At 58.6% G+C, this 17260-nt stretch carries 16 protein-coding genes and 3 tRNA genes; 7 read left to right on the top strand and 12 right to left on the bottom strand.

Annotated elements, in window-relative coordinates:
- Nucleotides 1-123: 123 nt before the first annotated feature.
- Both HMPREF2651_RS10700 and HMPREF2651_RS10695 read right to left on the bottom strand, forming a co-directional pair.
- Nucleotides 124-197 (bottom strand) — tRNA-Asp (locus HMPREF2651_RS10700).
- Nucleotides 198-211: 14 nt separating this feature from the next.
- Nucleotides 212-287: transfer RNA gene (locus HMPREF2651_RS10695), tRNA-Glu, on the bottom strand.
- Between the two features lie 200 nt (nt 288-487).
- Between HMPREF2651_RS10695 and HMPREF2651_RS10690 the strand changes: the two genes are divergently transcribed.
- Complete coding sequence (locus tag HMPREF2651_RS10690) at nt 488-1018, top strand: NUDIX hydrolase (protein WP_038626468.1); 531 nt, start codon at nt 488-490, stop codon at nt 1016-1018.
- A 75-nt stretch (nt 1019-1093) separates the two neighbouring features.
- Here HMPREF2651_RS10690 and HMPREF2651_RS10685 read toward each other — a convergent pair.
- Nucleotides 1094-1166: transfer RNA gene (locus HMPREF2651_RS10685), tRNA-Lys, on the bottom strand.
- A 237-nt stretch (nt 1167-1403) separates the two neighbouring features.
- Here HMPREF2651_RS10685 and dusB point away from each other — a divergent pair.
- Nucleotides 1404-2561: a tRNA dihydrouridine synthase DusB gene (gene dusB, locus HMPREF2651_RS10680; RefSeq protein ID WP_049181158.1), complete on the top strand. Its 1158-nt coding sequence runs from the start codon at nt 1404-1406 to the stop codon at nt 2559-2561.
- Between the two features lie 90 nt (nt 2562-2651).
- A complete protein-coding gene (gene phoU / locus HMPREF2651_RS10675; protein WP_080972852.1) occupies nt 2652-3389 on the top strand; it encodes a phosphate signaling complex protein PhoU in 738 nt (245 codons plus the stop codon).
- 447 nt (nt 3390-3836) lie between these two features.
- On the opposite strand, the gene pstB is transcribed toward phoU, so the two are convergent.
- The 5 genes from pstB to mshD all read right to left on the bottom strand — a co-directional run bounded on the left by pstB (nt 3837) and on the right by mshD (nt 9234).
- Nucleotides 3837-4613, bottom strand: a complete 777-nt coding sequence (gene pstB / locus HMPREF2651_RS10670; protein ID WP_016421380.1) for a phosphate ABC transporter ATP-binding protein PstB — start codon at nt 4611-4613, stop codon at nt 3837-3839.
- A 48-nt stretch (nt 4614-4661) separates the two neighbouring features.
- Nucleotides 4662-5555 (bottom strand): phosphate ABC transporter permease PstA, encoded by an 894-nt coding sequence (gene pstA, locus HMPREF2651_RS10665; protein ID WP_049181148.1) that lies wholly within the window; start codon nt 5553-5555, stop codon nt 4662-4664.
- Nucleotides 5556-5632: 77 nt separating this feature from the next.
- Nucleotides 5633-6676 (bottom strand): phosphate ABC transporter permease subunit PstC, encoded by a 1044-nt coding sequence (gene pstC / locus HMPREF2651_RS10660; protein ID WP_049181149.1) that lies wholly within the window; start codon nt 6674-6676, stop codon nt 5633-5635.
- Nucleotides 6677-6912: 236 nt separating this feature from the next.
- A complete protein-coding gene (pstS, locus tag HMPREF2651_RS10655; RefSeq protein ID WP_049181150.1) occupies nt 6913-7965 on the bottom strand; it encodes a phosphate ABC transporter substrate-binding protein PstS in 1053 nt (350 codons plus the stop codon).
- Nucleotides 7966-8325: 360 nt separating this feature from the next.
- Nucleotides 8326-9234, bottom strand: coding sequence for a mycothiol synthase (gene mshD / locus HMPREF2651_RS10650; protein ID WP_038626474.1), 909 nt, complete (start codon nt 9232-9234; stop codon nt 8326-8328).
- Nucleotides 9235-9315: 81 nt separating this feature from the next.
- On the opposite strand from mshD, the gene HMPREF2651_RS10645 reads away from it, so the two are divergent.
- A complete protein-coding gene (locus HMPREF2651_RS10645) occupies nt 9316-10173 on the top strand; it encodes an LmeA family phospholipid-binding protein (protein ID WP_038626476.1) in 858 nt (285 codons plus the stop codon).
- 101 nt (nt 10174-10274) lie between these two features.
- Nucleotides 10275-10955, top strand: coding sequence for a heme-binding beta-barrel domain-containing protein (locus HMPREF2651_RS10640; protein ID WP_038626478.1), 681 nt, complete (start codon nt 10275-10277; stop codon nt 10953-10955).
- Nucleotides 10956-11049: 94 nt separating this feature from the next.
- Here HMPREF2651_RS10640 and HMPREF2651_RS10635 read toward each other — a convergent pair whose 3' ends face one another.
- Nucleotides 11050-11937 (bottom strand): aminodeoxychorismate lyase, encoded by an 888-nt coding sequence (locus tag HMPREF2651_RS10635; RefSeq protein WP_038626480.1) that lies wholly within the window; start codon nt 11935-11937, stop codon nt 11050-11052.
- 80 nt (nt 11938-12017) lie between these two features.
- On the opposite strand from HMPREF2651_RS10635, the gene HMPREF2651_RS10630 reads away from it, so the two are divergent.
- On the top strand, nt 12018-13172 hold the full coding sequence (locus tag HMPREF2651_RS10630) for a CAF17-like 4Fe-4S cluster assembly/insertion protein YgfZ (protein WP_193393894.1): 1155 nt from the start codon (nt 12018-12020) through the stop codon (nt 13170-13172).
- A gap of 260 nt (nt 13173-13432) precedes the next feature.
- A complete protein-coding gene (locus HMPREF2651_RS10625; RefSeq protein ID WP_005511943.1) occupies nt 13433-13615 on the top strand; it encodes a DUF3073 domain-containing protein in 183 nt (60 codons plus the stop codon).
- A 343-nt stretch (nt 13616-13958) separates the two neighbouring features.
- Here the strand turns inward: HMPREF2651_RS10625 and purM are convergent, their stop codons facing one another.
- The 3 genes from purM to HMPREF2651_RS10610 form a co-directional block, all read right to left on the bottom strand.
- Nucleotides 13959-15023, bottom strand: a complete 1065-nt coding sequence (gene purM / locus HMPREF2651_RS10620) for a phosphoribosylformylglycinamidine cyclo-ligase (RefSeq protein WP_049181152.1) — start codon at nt 15021-15023, stop codon at nt 13959-13961.
- A gap of 158 nt (nt 15024-15181) precedes the next feature.
- Nucleotides 15182-16750 carry an amidophosphoribosyltransferase gene (gene purF, locus HMPREF2651_RS10615; protein ID WP_038626484.1) on the bottom strand — a complete coding sequence of 523 codons (1569 nt, stop codon included), beginning with the start codon at nt 16748-16750 and terminating at the stop codon, nt 15182-15184.
- Nucleotides 16751-16801: 51 nt separating this feature from the next.
- Nucleotides 16802-17242, bottom strand: coding sequence for a sterol carrier family protein (locus HMPREF2651_RS10610; RefSeq protein WP_038626486.1), 441 nt, complete (start codon nt 17240-17242; stop codon nt 16802-16804).
- Nucleotides 17243-17260: the final 18 nt, after the last annotated feature.

Genomic DNA, 17260 nt, shown 5'->3' with positions numbered 1-17260 from the left:
CCGGAAAAGACACACTTTTCTTTACTTAACCCACTTTTTGTCCCCCCCACATACCGACGCCCAGCGCACCACTAACCAAAAGCAAAAAACACCAGCTCCAACCGGAACTGGTGTTTAGAATTGCGACCCTGACGGGACTTGAACCCGCGACCTCCGCCGTGACAGGGCGGCGCGCTAACCAACTGCGCCACAGGGCCATCATGATTTTTAGTGGTACTCCCAACGGGATTCGAACCCGTGTTGCCGCCGTGAAAGGGCGGAGTCCTAGGCCTCTAGACGATGGGAGCCCGACTTGACGCTGCAAAGAGCTGGCCACTCAATGACACATTCCGCGTACGTCTGCAGTGCATGAACACTGTATTTGCGCGCGCTCTTGGCAACGTAAAGAACTATAGAGGATAAGTACCCTTTTCCCAAAATCCACAGCTGAACTGGAATTTCTTACTATTTACGAAAGCACTATTAGCGCTCCGATAAGCTCGTCACTATGGCAACTCCGGATTTCATTGTTCAGCTCCGCGAAAAAATAGGCCACGCTCCGCTATGGCTCCCCGGTGTCACAGCTGTCGTCATTCGCGATGTTCCGCCGAATGCACCGATGTACGCCCTGCCTGAGGTATTGCTGGTTCGCCGCTCCGATAATGGGGAATGGACTCCAGTTACCGGAATCATCGACCCAAACGAGCAGCCTCACGACGCCGCCGTGCGGGAGGTAAAAGAAGAAACTGGACTCGATGTCACAGTCGAGGCCCTGCTCGGCACCGGCGCCGTCGGCCCTGTCGAATACCCCAATGGCGATGTCACCTCTTACGTGGATATCGCCATGCGCTGCAGTGTTGTTGGCGACGACGTCCCCCATGTCGCTGACGACGAATCGACCGAAGTCGGATGGTTTCAGATCTCACAGATGCCACCTATGAAGCCACGCTTCCGTCTAATAGTCGCCGATGCTGTCGCGCAGCTCAAGCACCCCGCGGGCTTCAAGCCGCGAATGGGTTACCACAAGCGGGAGAAGTAGCTGCCGCGAAAGGGCAAAACAGGCAAGATACGACAAAACCCCAGGCTGTTAATCACCTGGGGTTTTGCGTGCTTGTGGGCCCTGCGGGGCTCGAACCCGCGACCTGCGGATTAAAAGTCCGTAGCTCTACCAACTGAGCTAAAGGCCCGCGCAAGAAAATAGCCTAGCAATTGCGCGCTAACTTTTAATAATCACCCCACACTTGCGATGGAACTACTGAAACACTCGTGGGATAAATGAGCGCAGTCAAACGCACGACCAATCCAACCGGCCGACCAAAACAGATTCGAAAACGGCAGTTCAGCGTGACACAATACTGTACGTGTTAGATACCTCCACGAGTCCACTCAGCGCCGCCAAGCCCGCCGATGCCACGTCCGCGCACATGCACATCGGCCCCTTTGAGCTCGCTTCCCCCGTGGTACTCGCTCCGATGGCCGGTGTCACCAACGTGGCATTCCGCACGCTGTGCCGCGAGCAGGAGCTGCAGCGTACAGGCACGGTCTCCGGCCTCTATGTCTGCGAGATGGTCACCGCGCGAGCACTGGTCGAGCGCAACGAGAAGACCATGCACATGACCACCTTCGCGCCCGACGAAAACCCGCGCAGCCTGCAGCTCTACACCACTGACCCAAAGTGGACCTACGAGGCCGCGAAGATGATTGTCGACGAAAACCTCGCCGACCACATCGATATGAATTTCGGCTGCCCGGTACCTAAGGTCACCCGCAAGGGCGGCGGCTCAGCACTGCCGTATAAGCGCCGCCTCTTCGGCAACATCGTCGCCGCTGCTGTCAAGGCCACGGAGGGCACCGACATCCCGGTGACCGTGAAGTTCCGCGTCGGTATCGACGACGAGCACCACACGCATCTCGATGCCGGCCGCATCGCCGCCGAGATGGGTGCCCAGGCTGTGGCTCTGCACGCCCGCACCGCGGCGCAGCGCTACTCCGGTCACGCCGACTGGTCGCAGATCGCGCGGTTGAAGGAGCACATGGTCGACTCCGGCTTCAGCAATATCCCGGTGCTTGGCAACGGCGACATCTTCGCCTCTACCGATGCCCGCAAAATGCTCGACGAGACCGGCTGCGACGGTGTCGTCGTCGGTCGTGGCTGCCTTGGTCGCCCGTGGCTATTCGCGCAGTTGTCCGCCGAGCTGCGTGGCAAAGAAGTGCCGCCGGCACCAACATTTGGTGAGGTCGCGGGGATTATCCGTCGTCACGCGGAACTGCTCGTGGAGCACGAGGGAGAGCGTAAGGGTTGCCGCGACCTGCGCAAGCACATCGCCTGGTACCTGCGGGGATACCCGGCAGGCGGCGAGGTGCGCAAGTCTCTCGCACGCGTCGATTCGCTGGCAACGCTCGACGAGATTCTCACGCCGCTTTACGACGGCCCCAGCGCCCACGCCCGCCCGGAGGACGCCGACGGCGCCCGCGGCCGACAAGGGTCCCCTGCAAAGGTGGTCTTGCCGGAGGGCTGGCTGGACGACCCGGAGGACGACACCGTGCCTGAAGGCGCGGAGATTATGCACTCCGGTGGCTAAGCTTCGGTTCTGAGCGAGTGTTTACATAACTTTACGAGGGGTAATTGGGGGCTCCCCACTAACGCGCGACCTTGTTGAGGATTGCCTACTATGGAACGCATGCGCACTGTCTACCGAGAACAAATGGACAACTTGGCCCACAGCCTGATTGTGATGTGTGACCGAGTTGGATCCATGCACAAGCTTGCGAACAAGGCCCTCTTTGAGGCTGATTTAGTCTCGGCTGAAACCGTTCTTTCCCAGATTGATTCTCTCGAGGACCTGCGCCAGGATGCGGAGCAGCGAGCCTTTGAGCTGTTGGCACGCGAAGCTCCTGTAGCTGGTGACCTCCGGCAGATTGTCAGTGGCCTCTACATTGTCGAGGACATCTCCCGCATGGGCGCGTTGAGTGTGCATATTGCCAACGTTGCCCGACGTCGCCATCCGAACAAGGCACTGCCGGAGCCCGTGGAGGGATTTTTCCGCGAGATGGCCACTGTATCTGAGCAGATGACGCACGAAACCCGTCAGGTACTCATCGACTACAACGTTGACCAGGCATTGGCCTTAGATAAGACCGATGACAGCATCGACGACATCCATCAGCACCTGTTTACGCTGACCAACGACGATAATTGGCCACACACCCCCGCGCAGACGGTGGATGTCACCCTGCTGAGTCGCTTCTACGAGCGCTACGCGGATCACGCCGTCGAGGTTGCGGCCCGGATTGTTTACCTGGCCACCGGTTACAAGCGCGATGTCTACCTGGACAAGCTTGAGGACGAGCGCGACCAGCGCAGCTTTAACCAACGCCTGCAGGCCTTGGAGCGTCACCTGCGGATGTAGGTTCGTGAAGTTGCAGGCTGCTGGGGTGAGTGTTGGGTTGCTCAGGAGGGCTGGGTGTTGTGCTGCTAAGCTGGGCTGGGTGTTGGACTGCTCGGCGGGTTTCAGGCCGGAGTGGAGCCGTTTTTAAGTCACACCAGGCTAAACACCGCCCCAGCCAAACACCGCCCCACCCCGAGAAAGTGACTAGGTTTATGACACTTTACTGCGAGTAAACGTTATTCATCTGACATAAACCTAGTCAGTAACTGTTTGATCCCGCCACAAAAACTGTGTGCCCCGGCACAAAACACCTCCGCGGTTAGACAATCGGGTGGCAAAACATGTGCTCGACATAGCAATCTCATAAACCGCAACAACAAAAAGAGCCCCGTACCTCGCGTGCACACGCGTGAGGTACTGGGCTCTTGCTTTTTGATTATTTTGGCCATTAAGGCATACGCAAAGCGTTTAGCCGAAGCGACCGGAGATGTAGTCCTCGGTTTCCTTCTTGTCCGGATTCTCGAAGATCTTCTTGGTCGGGCCAACCTCGACCAGGCGACCCGGCTTACCGGTTGCCTCGAGGGAGAAGAATGCGGTCTGATCGGACACACGAGCTGCCTGCTGCATGTTGTGGGTCACGATGACGATGGTGAATTCTTCCTTCAGCTCGTGAATCAGGTCCTCGATTGCCAGGGTGGAAATCGGGTCCAGTGCGGAACACGGCTCGTCCATCAGCAGAACTTCCGGCTCAACTGCAATTGCGCGTGCGATGCACAGACGCTGCTGCTGACCACCGGAGAGGCCGCCGCCCGGCTTGTCCAGGCGGTCCTTGACCTCATCCCAGAGGTTGGCGCCGCGCAGGGACTTCTCGGCAACCTCCTGGAGATGAGCCTTGTTCTTAACACCGGCCAACTTCAGGCCAGCCACGACATTGTCCTCGATGGACATGGTCGGGAACGGGTTCGGACGCTGGAACACCATACCGATGGTGTTACGAACGGAGACCGGGTCGATCTTCGGGCCATAGATGTTTTCGCCGTCGAGAAGCACCTCGCCAGTGACGTAGGCACCCGGGATGACCTCGTGCATACGGTTCAGCGAACGGAGCACGGTGGACTTACCACAGCCGGACGGGCCAATGAATGCGGTAACGGAACGCGGCGGGACGTGCAGGTCGACGTTCTGCACAGCGTGGAAATCGCCGTAGTAGATGTTGACATCGTTAAGGTCTAGGCGCTTAGCCATGGTCTTTCGAAAACCTTCCTTGAAATAGCGGACGTTAGGCGCCCAGCATTAACTGCTCTTGACGGAGAACTTGGCGGATACGACGCGCGCCAGGATATTGATGAGGGCAATGATGAGAACCAGCGTGAGCGCTGCGCCCCACATCTTGTCGAATGCCGCACCGGTATTACCGGCCTTGTACATGTCCAGCATGAACAGTGGCAGCGAGGACTGCGACTGGCCGAACGGGTTGTAGGTAATGATTCGCGAGGTTGCAACCAGAATCAGCATCGGTGCGGACTCACCCATAACGCGGGCGACGGCCAGCATGATGCCGGTGACGATGCCCGACAGTGCGGTCGGGAGCACAATCTTCAAAATGGTCTTCCACTTCGGAACACCCAGAGCGTAAGAGGCTTCACGCAACTCGTGCGGAACGATGCGCAACATTTCCTCGGTGTTGCGGACCACGATCGGCAGCATCAGCAGAACCAGTGCCAGCGACACGGCGAAGCCGGAGCGGCTCATGCCGAACATGACCACCCACATCGAGTAGATGAACAGCGACGCAACGATCGACGGCACACCGGAGAGGATGTCGACCATGAAGGTGGTGACCTTGCCCAAGCGGGAGTTACCTGCGTACTCGACCAAGTAGATGGCGACGAAGATACCGAACGGCACGGTCATGAGAGTTGTGACCAGAGCCTGAACCAAGGTACCGACGATTGCGTGAGCAACACCGCCGGCAGACGCACCAACGGTGACACCGCGCTGGGAAGCAGTCCACCACTCACCACTCAGCAGTGACGGGGTACCTCGGACGACAAGCTCAAAGAGAACCCACACCAGCGGGATTAGGGCAAGAGCCATGCAGCAGTAAATGAGGACCGTGGAGACGTTGTCCGCTACCTTGCGGGAACCCTTAATCTGGGTGAATGCCGACTCCGTGGTGGGGACCATGTCTGCGGGGCCGTGAGGCGAAGAATCAGTAGTTGAACTAGTCATTGTTACTTCTCGTTTCTTTTCCTACGACCTTGCTACTTCTTCGCAATGATTCGGGCTGCGGAGTTGACCACGAAGGTCAGCAAGAACAGCACCAAACCTGCGGACATGTATGCGCCGGCCTTGAGGTTGTCATTGAACTCCGGTGCCGCATTGGCAATCGCGGTTGCGAAGGTGGTACCGCCGTCGAAAAGCGAACCACGGAATGCCGAAGACGGGGAGATCACGAGGTACAGAGCCATCGTCTCACCGAGGGCACGTCCCAGACCCAGCATCGAGCCAGAGATAAAGCCAGAACGACCGAATGGCAGAATAGCCAGCTTGACCATCTCCCAACGGGTCGCACCGAGAGCCAGCGATGCCTCAATGTGACCACGCGGGGTCTGAACAAAGACCTCACGGGTGGTAGCCGCGATAACCGGCAGAATCATAATTGCTAGCACAATGCCACCGGTGAAGAGGTTTCGACCGGTCTCGAAGGCCGGTGAGTTTGGGTACAGGGCAAACATCGGGATAAAGCCCAGTGTCTTAGCCAACCACCCGTACAGACCGGCCAATGCCGGACCGAGAGCCATAAAGCCCCACAGACCGTAAACAATCGACGGCACTGCGGCCAGCAAATCCACGAGGTATCCCAGCGGCTTGACCATCTTCTTTGGAGCATAGGCAGTCAGGAAGATGGCAATACCCAGCGCAACCGGCATCGCCAGAATCAGCGCCAGGATGGAAACCGCGACGGTCACCAGAAACATGTTCGGAATACCGAAGTACATGGCGGAGGTATCCGCCAGGTTCCATCGTTCGGTGTAGGTGAAGAAGTTCGCTTCGTTACGGGACATTGCCGGAACTGCGCGCAGGAGCAGGAACACTGCAATTGCGATGATGGCAGCAGTCACCAATGCGGAAGATCCTACCGCCAGAATCTTGAAGATTCGGTCACCAGGACGAACAACGCCGGACTGAATGGCTTGCTCTTCCGAGCTCTCGTCGCCGGAGGAATCCACCTGCGGTGCTGAGGACTGCAACAGACTGCTGTCTACAGCCTCCTGCTTCCCTTCAATGGGAGTCGAGGAACTCATGATCTCATTTCCTAAGTAGAAGTGATTTGTGCTTCAACGCACATGAAGACCGATTGGCCTCAGTACCCCTCTACGAGCGGTACCCAATCAACTGAGGTGTCGATATATAAAGCCAACCGGTCTACGTCAGGTTTTCGGCCTACAGCTCAAATCTGCGTGGCCGGCTGAAGTAATCCTCGCGCCAACCGGGTAACAACAGAACCAACTCTGCTTTCACCCGCGTTGCACGCAAAGAATTACTTGATAGCGTCAACCGCTGCGGACAACTTGTCCTTGAACTCACCCTGAACCGGGATGTAACCCAGCTCTTCGAGCTCTGGGCCCTGGCCCTCTTCCAGAACAACCTTCAGGAAGCTCTTAACCAGATCACGAGTCTCCTCGTCGTAACCAGCGGAGCAGACGATTTCGTAGGTGGTCAGAATCAGCGGGTAAGCGCCATTCTCATCCATTGCGAACAGAGCGTCGGTGTCAACAACCATGTCGTGACCCTCAGTCTTGAACGTGACGGAATCCAGAGCCTTACCGACGGTGTCGTTGTTCAGCTCAACCGGGCCATGACCAAAGTCCATCTTGGCGATGCCCAGGTCCTTGTCCTTAGCGAAACCAGCCTCAACGTAGGTGATAGCACCGTCGATGTTGGAAACCTCGTCGACAACACCAGCCGAGCCGTTAGCGCCCTGTCCAGTAGCAGTCGGGAAGGACTTGGAAGCCTCGTGCTTCCACTGCTCCGGAGCAGCTGCGCTCAGGAACTTCATGAAGTTATCAGTAGTACCGGACTCCTCAGAGCGGTAGACAACCTTGATGTCCTTCTCCGGCAGCTTCGCGTCCTTGTTGACCTCAGCAATCTTCGGGTCGTTCCACTTGGTGATCTTGCCGTCGAAGATTTCAGCAACCAGTGCCGGGGTCAGAGTGACATCAACGCCCTCGAGGTTGTAGGCAACGGCAACCGGACCGATAACCATCGGCAGGTGCCATGCGTCGTTACCATCGCAGCGCTTCTTAGCCTCTGCAACCTGGTCCTTGCCGTCCTTCTCCTTCAGCGGAGAGTCGGAGCCAGCGAAAGCAACGGTACCGGCAATGAACTGAGTTTGACCGGAACCAGAGCCAGATGCGTTGTACGACAGGGTCGAACCGGCCTCTTCAAACTTGGTGGCGAACAGGTCCATCGCACGCTGCTGCGAGGTAGCGCCCTCGCCCTGCAGCGTTCCCCCTTCAGCACAAGCGGCCAGGGTGAGACTTGCAACAGCGGCCAGGCCAATGACGGATGCCGCACGGTTCTTCTTCAGCACAGTAAATCCTCCGGGTTTACACAATGAGTGAAACAGTTCTCGTGGAACCGCCACACTCCGGTCCACTGCGCTGAACCTATCTACCGATAGTAACCGGAACCTGTTCAAAACATTAACAATCGGTGAACGGCGCAAGTAATTCTTTATTTATCCTCATTTCCCCTGTAAGAGGCCCTAAAATGCGCCCCTGAAACACTGAGGATTGGACAACATCTCCCCAAAATCACAAGTATCATTGCCCCCGCGACAGAGGAAAACCACCTAAAACTGAGACAAACCTAAGCTCGCCCTCTCCAATAACCTCTCCAATAACTCAGCCCTTCCCCAACAACTCGCCTCCAATAAACCGAACCGTCACATTTACGCGCCGTACATCACATCACGGCGAGCCACTTCAAAGCCAACCGCACGGTAAGTGCGCACTGCCGGAGCATTGTCGCCTTCGACATAGAGAATTACCTTTTCCGCTCCCCGGCTCCGGAGATGGGAAAGCCCAACATTGGTCAACCATCGCCCCAGACCGCGTCCGCGCGCCTTCGAGCTCAGTCCAATCACATAGACCTCACCAGTTGGCACAGACTCCTCAGCGTGCCACTTCGTCCAGTGGAAACCACAAATCTCCTCCGCACTGTCGCGCGCCCCGGCCACATCCGCAGCAAAGAACACGCCCTCCGGGTCGAACCACTGCACATCCCGAGCGCGATCGAGTTGTGGCTGTGACCAACCCCCCTGCTCCGGATGCCAATCAAACGCCTCGTTATTCACTGCCAACCACGCTCGATCTACCGCTGCCGCGCCCCACTTCGCACGTGCCGCAGTCAGGGTCAAGGCTTCAACATCATCACGCTTATCGACGTCCCCCGCCGCCTTCTCCAACGCTGAGCCCGAAACGGACATCTGCAACAGCTCGCGGACAACCTTGCGTCCCGTCAACTCTGCCAAGCGGCTGGCACCGGCGACATCACCGTGAGCCCAGATAGGCAGACGCTCACCGACTTCAGCATCGATGTGCGCAAGCAGCTTCGCTCCCACGCCTTGCCTGCGAAACTCCGGATCAACAACCATCTCCATAGCATCTGGCGCAACGGCTGCCAGGCCCAAATAACGGTCGTTCTCGATAATCGCAAAGTGTCGATGCCCGAAAGAGTCGTCGTCAAGCCCTCGGACGAAAGCCTCGCCGAACGCCTCCACGCCGTCGGTGGAGTGGGCGCGCTGCAGTAGCGTACTGGCGGCGGTGGTGTCTACGTCAAGCAGTTCGGTTACGTTCATACGCCCCACCCTATACACAGCCGCGGATTCAACACTTCCCCGATGTCCGCTGGGCCAAAAGCGATGGGGTACTAATAGAGTGTGTCCATTTCCCGACGACAGAAGAAAATCGGTGGCTCCATCCTCGCCGTTGCCGCGCTGGTGATCGCCACCGACATGGGCTTCGCCAGCCATGCGGAGTACAAGCTCTCCGAGCATATTCAAGAGACTGCACAACTGGAGATGACCCCATACGTCGCCATCGGTGGCAAGGCCTACTTGTCCTCTTTTGTTACGGGTAAGTGGAGCTCCGTAACTTCGCGCATCCGCGATGTGGAGGTACCCGACTTCGGCTTGGTATCTCTGGAGTACGGAGCGTCCAACGTTAAGGTCCCAGCATCGGCAGTGCTCAGCGGAGATTTCCCAGAGTCGCCGACGAAGCAGTACTTCACCAAGCTCTCGCTCGACGGCGTCTCTCTGGGCAACAAGCTGGGGCTGACGGACTTGAGCATCCAGAGTCTGAAGGACTCCTCCCCCACCGGCGGCTGGGAGACCGAGGCAATTTTCGAGGCCACACCAGCCGGATGGCAGGGAAAAACTCAGGTCACGGCGAAGTTGCGCATTGTCAGCCGCGACGTGGTCATTACGCCGATGGAGATTATTTCTGCGCCCTCGTCCCCAACGGATTCTAAGAGCCACGTCAAACCTGAGCTGTCTGAGGCTGATACGCAGCACATCATGAACACCTTCGCTCTGACACTGCGAGATTCGGATATACCGATGGGCATGCCGGCGACTCGCGTGTACGTGTCGGGCGGTTCTATCACCATCGAAGGCGAACAGATTCTGTGCACCGTGTCGCCAACGAACTTCATGCCGCCGACATCACAACAGGATGCCGAGGCGTCAGCACAATCCACGGAGAAGCTGCCGGAGAAGAACTGTCGGGTGCGTCGCTAAGGCCGTCGTCAAGCATCGCCGTTAAACGTCGTTGCAGCGTTGGCACCATGCGCCAACAGCCCATACATGGCCACAAGAGCTTCAGCGGTAGAGTGTGAAGCATGACCGAGAACAATGGCAGCAACCAGACAGACGCCGCTGCACAGGAGCCTGCAGCTGCGGCAGCCCCTCGCCTCGACGGCAACGAGGCCATTAACCGCGCGGCCGAGCAGGCCAAGAGCACCGCTACGCGCAACATCACTGAGCTTGAGGGGCTCCCGATCCCTGACGAGACCGCTAACCTGCGCTTCGGCCCGAATATTCACGACGGCCTGCTGGCACTACTGCCGCTGGTCGGCGTGTGGCGCGGTGAGGGGCAGGCAAACACCGTCGTCGACGGTGAGTACAACTTCGGCCAGCAGGTTATCTTCAGCCACGATGGCGAGAACTACCTGAAGTATGAGTCGCGCATCTGGAAGCTGGATGAAGAAGGCAAACCAACCGGCCCTGACCAGCGCGAAACGGGATTTTGGCGCATCAACAACGATGACGAGATTGAGTTCATCTGCGTCCACTCCACCGGCGTCACTGAGATTTACTACGGCAAGCCGGTCTCCGAGCGCGCATGGGAGCTGCAGGCAGCCTCCACAATGGTCACTGCTACCGGTCCAGCATCACTTGGCCCGGGCAAGCGCCTCTACGGCCTGATGCCGAACAACGATCTCGGCTGGGTGGACGAACGCCTGCGGGATGAGGAATTCACTCCCCGTATGTCCGCGCAGCTCAAGCGTTACGCAGGCTAGGTTCTCCCCCGCTTTACGACGGGCGCTGTGTGGCCTGGCTGCGGGGCCCTATTACTTTGCGCACTACGGCTTTGGCACCCTACTGCGACAAGCCCTACTGCGTCGCCAGCGCCTCGTCACACAGGTCACGGAATTCCTTTTCCGCAGCTACATCCGGCTGCGGAATGGGCTCACCATCGATGGACTTAACCACGACCGCGATGCGCACCGAGGACACTAGCCACACCGCATCAGCGGTGAATAGGTCCCTTGGTACCAGAACCGTCGGAGTGACTTTCCAGCCGCAGTTGGCAGCTGTTTCAAACAGCGCTGCCTGAGTCGTGCCCGGCAGCACTCCTTCACCGGGGTTGGGGGTCAGCAGCTCATTGCCGCGCTGGACGATGATGGTCGATGTCGGGCCTTCCAGGAGCTTTCCCTCTGCGGAGGTGAAGATGACATCGTCAAAACCCTTGGACTTGGCATAGCGTAATGCGGCCATATTAGCCGCGTATGACAACGTTTTCGCGCCGATGAGCGCCCACGGTGCACGGGAGCCAAGGTCGAGCGAGAAACCACGCTCTGCAAGCATGACTGATACCGGCTTCAGGCGATTTTCCGCCACCTTTTTCGCGGAGCTTGCCAAAACGTAGCCAGTCGGCCTTCCAGTGGACTCGCGACCACGCGAGTAAACCCACCGCAACGTCGCATCCCCCTCAATTGACCTATCGCGCAACTCCCGTAGTGCAACCTCGGTAGCCGCCCGCCATTGCTCCAGGTCCGGGGTTGGCAAATCCAGCATTAGCGCTGACGATGCGAACCGCTTCTCGTGCCGGTCAGTATTGCAGGTATGACCACCCCTGACCAGTAGTGTTTCAAAAACTCCGTCGCCGCGAATAGCTCCGAGATCGTCCGCGTAGAGGAACGGCTGTCCTGCCTCGACAGCAATCGGGCCACCGTCTGCGAAGACGTCGATAAGCACTAGAGAAGAAAGCGAATCCGTCATACACACAAGCTTAATCCATGCTTAATTTGGGGATTTCTGGTTAACATGAGGGAGTGAGTGTTGAGTATGTAAGTCCTTTGATGTCTCACGTGGCTGGTGCCGCTGCCCTCGAATTGGGCGGACAGACGGTAGGTTTAGAGAAGGCCTCAGAGAACGCCCCAGACGGAACCTCAGCGAAAAACGTCGAGCAAACCACAGGGCAAGCTAGCGTGGCATGGCACTACGGCCGTCCACTGGTAGAGCAACGTCATCTACAAGAGGACTGCGGAGTAGTAGATCGCTCGTACTACCGCGTTATTGAGGTTACTGGCGAGGATCGCCTGACCTACCTCAACACACTTTTTTCACAGAAGGTCAACGATGCCACCCCCGGCACTGTCACTGAAGCCCTGAACCTGGATGCCAACGGTCACGTTCTCCACCACATGACGCTGACTGTTTTGGACGATTCTGTGCTTATCGACGTGCCCCCTGTTGGCTTCGACTCCCTGCTGAAGTACCTGAACATGATGGTGTTCTGGTCCAAGGTGGAAATTGCTGAGATAGAACGGGCGGTTATTTCCGTCATGGGGCCGGATGCCCCTGAGGTACTGGTGTCCGCCGGCCTCGCATTCCCGCAGGTGGGCAAGGCTACGACGGTGGGGCATTCCTATGTCCGACACCTGCCTTGGCCACGCGGCGGACGTGTGGATGTGCTCGTGCGCCGACAGGATTTAGTCGGTGCTTGGGACGCGCTGATGGCCGCTGGCGCCTCCCCAGTTGGACTGATGGGATGGGAGGCCGAACGCGTAGTCTCCTTGCGGCCGGAGCTGGGAATCGATGTAGATGAGAAGATGATTCCGCATGAGGCTCCGCGCTGGATTGCCTCTGAATTCGACACGGCTGCCGTGCACTTGGACAAGGGCTGCTATCGCGGCCAAGAGACTGTGTCTCGAGTCCACAATGTTGGTCGCTCCCCACGAGTTTTGGTGATGCTGCAGCTCGACGGCTCAGCTACTCTGCCGGAAACCGGCGATCCAGTGATGATGGGCAAGCGCGCCGTGGGCCGCGTAGGCACCGTCGTGCAACATGCCGATTACGGCCCGATTGCATTGGCTCTGCTTAAGCGCTCGGCGCAGGAACGCGAGGGCCTTGTGGTGGGTGACTGCGCCGTGGCCGTCGACCCTTCCTCCATCGACCGCGTCGAGCAGCTGCCACCGGGTCGTGTGGCCATCAACCGCCTGCGTGGGAAATAAGTAACGGGAAATAGGTAAAGCCACCAGACAGAGTGGTGAAAAAATAACTTTTTCCATTCTTTTTCAGAAAGGTTATTCCCCCAGTTCACAGTACATATTGAGTTGCCTGAGCGCGAGGACACAACCCACTATGGGCCTCCCCGCGTAACCCCTTCGTCTAAAAATCAGCTATGGTGTCTTACAGGAATTAACGCAATAAGACATAAGTGGGTCGGCCGTATCCCCGTGCCGTCCCACGGATTACACAAGGGGGTCAGGCCATGGGTCGCGGCCGTGCGAAAGCAAAGCAGGCGAAGGTTGCCCGTCAGCTCAAGTACGATTCACCAGAAATGGACTTGGAGCGTCTGCAGCGGGAACTCGTCGGCAAGTCGAACGAGTCCGATCGAGACGACTATTACTCTGACTGGGAGGAATGGGCCTCAGGCGCTGGTCGCGACAGCTAGCGTAAGCTAACCGCTGTCGTATTTTCCGCAAAGCGTTTCTATTTCAATAAAACAAGCACCCGCCAACGATTCCGTTGGTGGGTGCTTGTTTTTGCTTAGTGACCGCGTTTATGCTCGGCCGATTATGCTCGGCCGTGGCGGATCGATCCGAGTTACTGACTGCGTTTATGACAAAAATAGCCCGAAAAACGGCTCGGAAGTGCCATAAACTCGCACAGTTTCACATATGCAGCCCGTGGTTTTGGGGATCTCAGCTACTCAACCCGGATGTAGGCGGCTCAGCAGTCGGCCACCCTCCACAGTAGACCAGCCGCCCCAGTCCCGACCAGCCGAAGGCCAAAGCTTAGAAGCGCGGGTGGCTGCCGCGTAAAACAGCCCTATCCTCGCCGGCCTCGCTCTTGCGGACAGTACCCAGCTCCCAAGCGTTGATGTGGCGGGCAGTCAGCAGAGCCAGTGCACGATCGCGATCCTCTGCAGAAACAATCGCAACCATGCCAACACCCATGTTGAAGGTCTTCTCCATCTCCTCGCGGGAGACGTTGCCGAGCTCAGCAATGGTCTTGAAGATCGGGCCCGGGGTCCATGTTGCGCGGCTCATGTCAGCGGTCAGGCCTTCCGGCATGATGCGAACCATGTTGCCAGCCAATCCACCACCGGTGACGTGGCAGAAAGTGCGGACCTCTGCCTCGTTCATGAGAGCCAGGCAGTCCTTCGCATAGATCTTGGTTGGCTCCAGCAGCTCCTCACCGAGGGTACGTCCGAAGTCTTCGACGTAACCGTCGAGCTCCAGACCGGCCTTCTCCAGGAGAACGTAGCGAGCCAGCGAGTAGCCATTGGAGTGAAGTCCAGAGGACTCCATGGCGATAATGACATCGCCCTCACGCACGCGGTCCGGGCCGAGAAGCTTGTCCTCTTCCACGACACCGACGCCGGTAGCGGAGACATCGTACTCGCCTGGTTCCATCACACCCGGGTGCTCTGCAGTCTCGCCGCCCAGGAGGGCGCAACCCGCCTGGACGCATCCCTCGGCGATGCCGGAAACGATCTCGGCGACGTGCTCCGGCACGACCTTGCCAATTGCGATGTAGTCCTGCAGGAACAGCGGCTCGGCGCCGCACACGACCAGGTCATCAACGACCATGGCGACCAGGTCCAGGCCGATGGTGTCGTGCTTGCCGACGGCCTGCGCCACGGCCAACTTGGTCCCCACACCATCGGAGGATGCGGCCAGCAGCGGCTTTTCGTAGTTGCCCAGTGCAAACAGGCCGGCAAAACCGCCGAGCCCGCCACGGACCTCTGGGCGAGTGGCCTTCTTGGCAATCGGGGCGAATAGTTCAACGGCGCGGTCGCCGGCTTCGATGTCGACGCCGGCTGCAGCGTAGGAAGCACCAGAAACGTTCTCGGTCATTAGAGGCTCTCGCTTTAAACTTTCTCCCCCGGGCGGCGTTACTGCCGTATCCGGGAGTATTGGCGGACCGGGAACAAAGCAACGGCTGCAATCCACAGCACCGCTTGCGCTTTGTTCTCGGTTCAGTTCTCGTAGTTCATTCTAAGGAGGTTTCGAGGCTAATTGCTCGTTGCGGCTTTGGCAGCCTGGGCTGCCTGCATCCTCTCCACAGCTGCCGCATTCGGATTGCCCTCCGGCAGACCCAGCGGGTACTTGCCATCGAAGCAGGCACAACAGACTTCGGTCTTTGCCTGCTCGGAAGCGGCGACCATGCCATCGATGGAGACAAATCCCAGGCTGTCGGCACCAATCGCGGTTGCGATACCGGCGACGATGTCATTTTCATCCACGCCGTTGGCCAACAGCTCGCCCGGAGAGGCGAAGTCAATGCCGTAGAAGCACGGCCATTTCACCGGCGGCGCGGCGATGCGCACGTGCACTTCCTTCGCACCGGCCTCACGCAGCATGCGAATCAGGGCACGCTGAGTGTTGCCGCGGACGATGGAGTCATCAACCACGACCAAGCGCTTACCGGCGATAACTTCCTTCAGCGGGTTCAGCTTCAGTCGGATGCCCAGCTGACGAATCGTCTGCGAAGGCTGAATGAAGGTACGGCCCACGTAACCGTTTTTGGTCAGCCCCTGACCAAACGGAATGCCCGATTCCTGGGCATAGCCAACCGCCGCCGGGGTTCCGGATTCCGGCACCGGCATTACTAGGTCACCGTCAGCCGGGAACTCACGCGCCAACTGGCGACCTAGCTCAAGGCGCACGGCATTGACAGAGCGACCACGGATGTTGGAGTCCGGGCGCGCCAGGTAGACGTACTCGAAAATGCATCCTGCGTGGGTAGTTTCGGCGAAACGCTGCGAACGGACACCGGAGGCATCAATGGCCACCATCTCGCCCGGCTCGATCTCGCGGACGAATGATGCACCGACGATATCCAGCGCACAGGTCTCAGACGCAACTACCCAGCCACCGGACAGGCGGCCCAAGCACAACGGACGCACACCGTGTGGGTCACGCGCAGCGTACAGCGTTTCGCCATCGGTGAAAGTAAGGCAGAAGGCCCCCTTCAGGCGCGGCAGAAGCGTCAGCGCAGCCGCTTCCACGTTGGTGCTGCAGCCGTGGTCTTCTGGGTGATCAACCTTGCCGGTTTCGTCGGCAAGCAGTGCGGTCATAATTGCGGAGTCGCTAGGCAGCTCTCCCTGATCGCGCATCAGCCCCTTATCCACTGCCTCACGGAACAGCGTGAGGTGGTTGGTCAGGTTGCCGTTGTGCCCCAGCGCGATGTCCGTGCCGTCGGAAGCCATCTGGAACATCGGCTGTGCATTCTCCCACGCAGGAGCTCCAGCGGTGGTGTAGCGCGTGTGCCCGACGGCTACGTGCCCCTTCAGAGCGTCGAGCGTCTGCTCATCAAAAACCTGGGAAACAAGCCCGAGATCCTTGAATACGAGAATTTGGTCGCCGTCGCCGACTGCGATACCGGCGGCTTCCTGGCCGCGATGTTGCAGGGCAAACAAGCCATAGTAGGTGAGTTTGGACACGTCTTCGCCAGGTGCCCAAACGCCAAAGACGCCACATTCTTCACGCGGGGATGTCTCCCCCAGATCGTCGTAAGGCGAAATTGGCAAAAGTTTGGTCTTTGGTGCACCTGAAATGTTGGTATCGGCCACGACATTCACACTAATAGCCCCACCCGCCCGGGCACCAATTCAGCATCCCCCCAACGGGTTTTAAGAAATGCGCGCCACCGGCAGATGATTCCCGATTTCCGCCGCACGCGTGCCCGACATATCGATGTGCGCCTGCACCTGCTCTAACGTGATCATTCCGCACGCGAGTCCCAGCCAAATCTCCGGCGACATCTCCACGACATTGGGCGGCGTACCGCGTGTGTGCCTGGGCCCCTCAATGCACTGGACCGCGACGAAGGGCGGCACGCGCACCTCGACGCTATGCCCCGGCGCCTCTTGGGCGAGCATCCGCACGGACAGACGCACCGCTTTGGCGAGGCTCGCACGGCTTAACGACGGCCCCTGCGCCCCATCTGCCCCGGCGAAGGAGGCAGCCTTTTGGTCAGATAGCAATTCGCGGCCGAGAAGACGTTGCGCCGCCCAGGGTGCGGCGGTGGAAAGAGCGCTGCGAACGTCGAAAGGCGAGATTTTGGATACCATAACCTCATCCTAGAGTTA

It is taken from the genome of Corynebacterium sp. HMSC063A05 (assembly GCF_001809695.1).
Lineage (GTDB): Bacteria > Actinomycetota > Actinomycetes > Mycobacteriales > Mycobacteriaceae > Corynebacterium > Corynebacterium amycolatum.
This window is presented reverse-complemented; position numbering and strand designations above follow the sequence as displayed.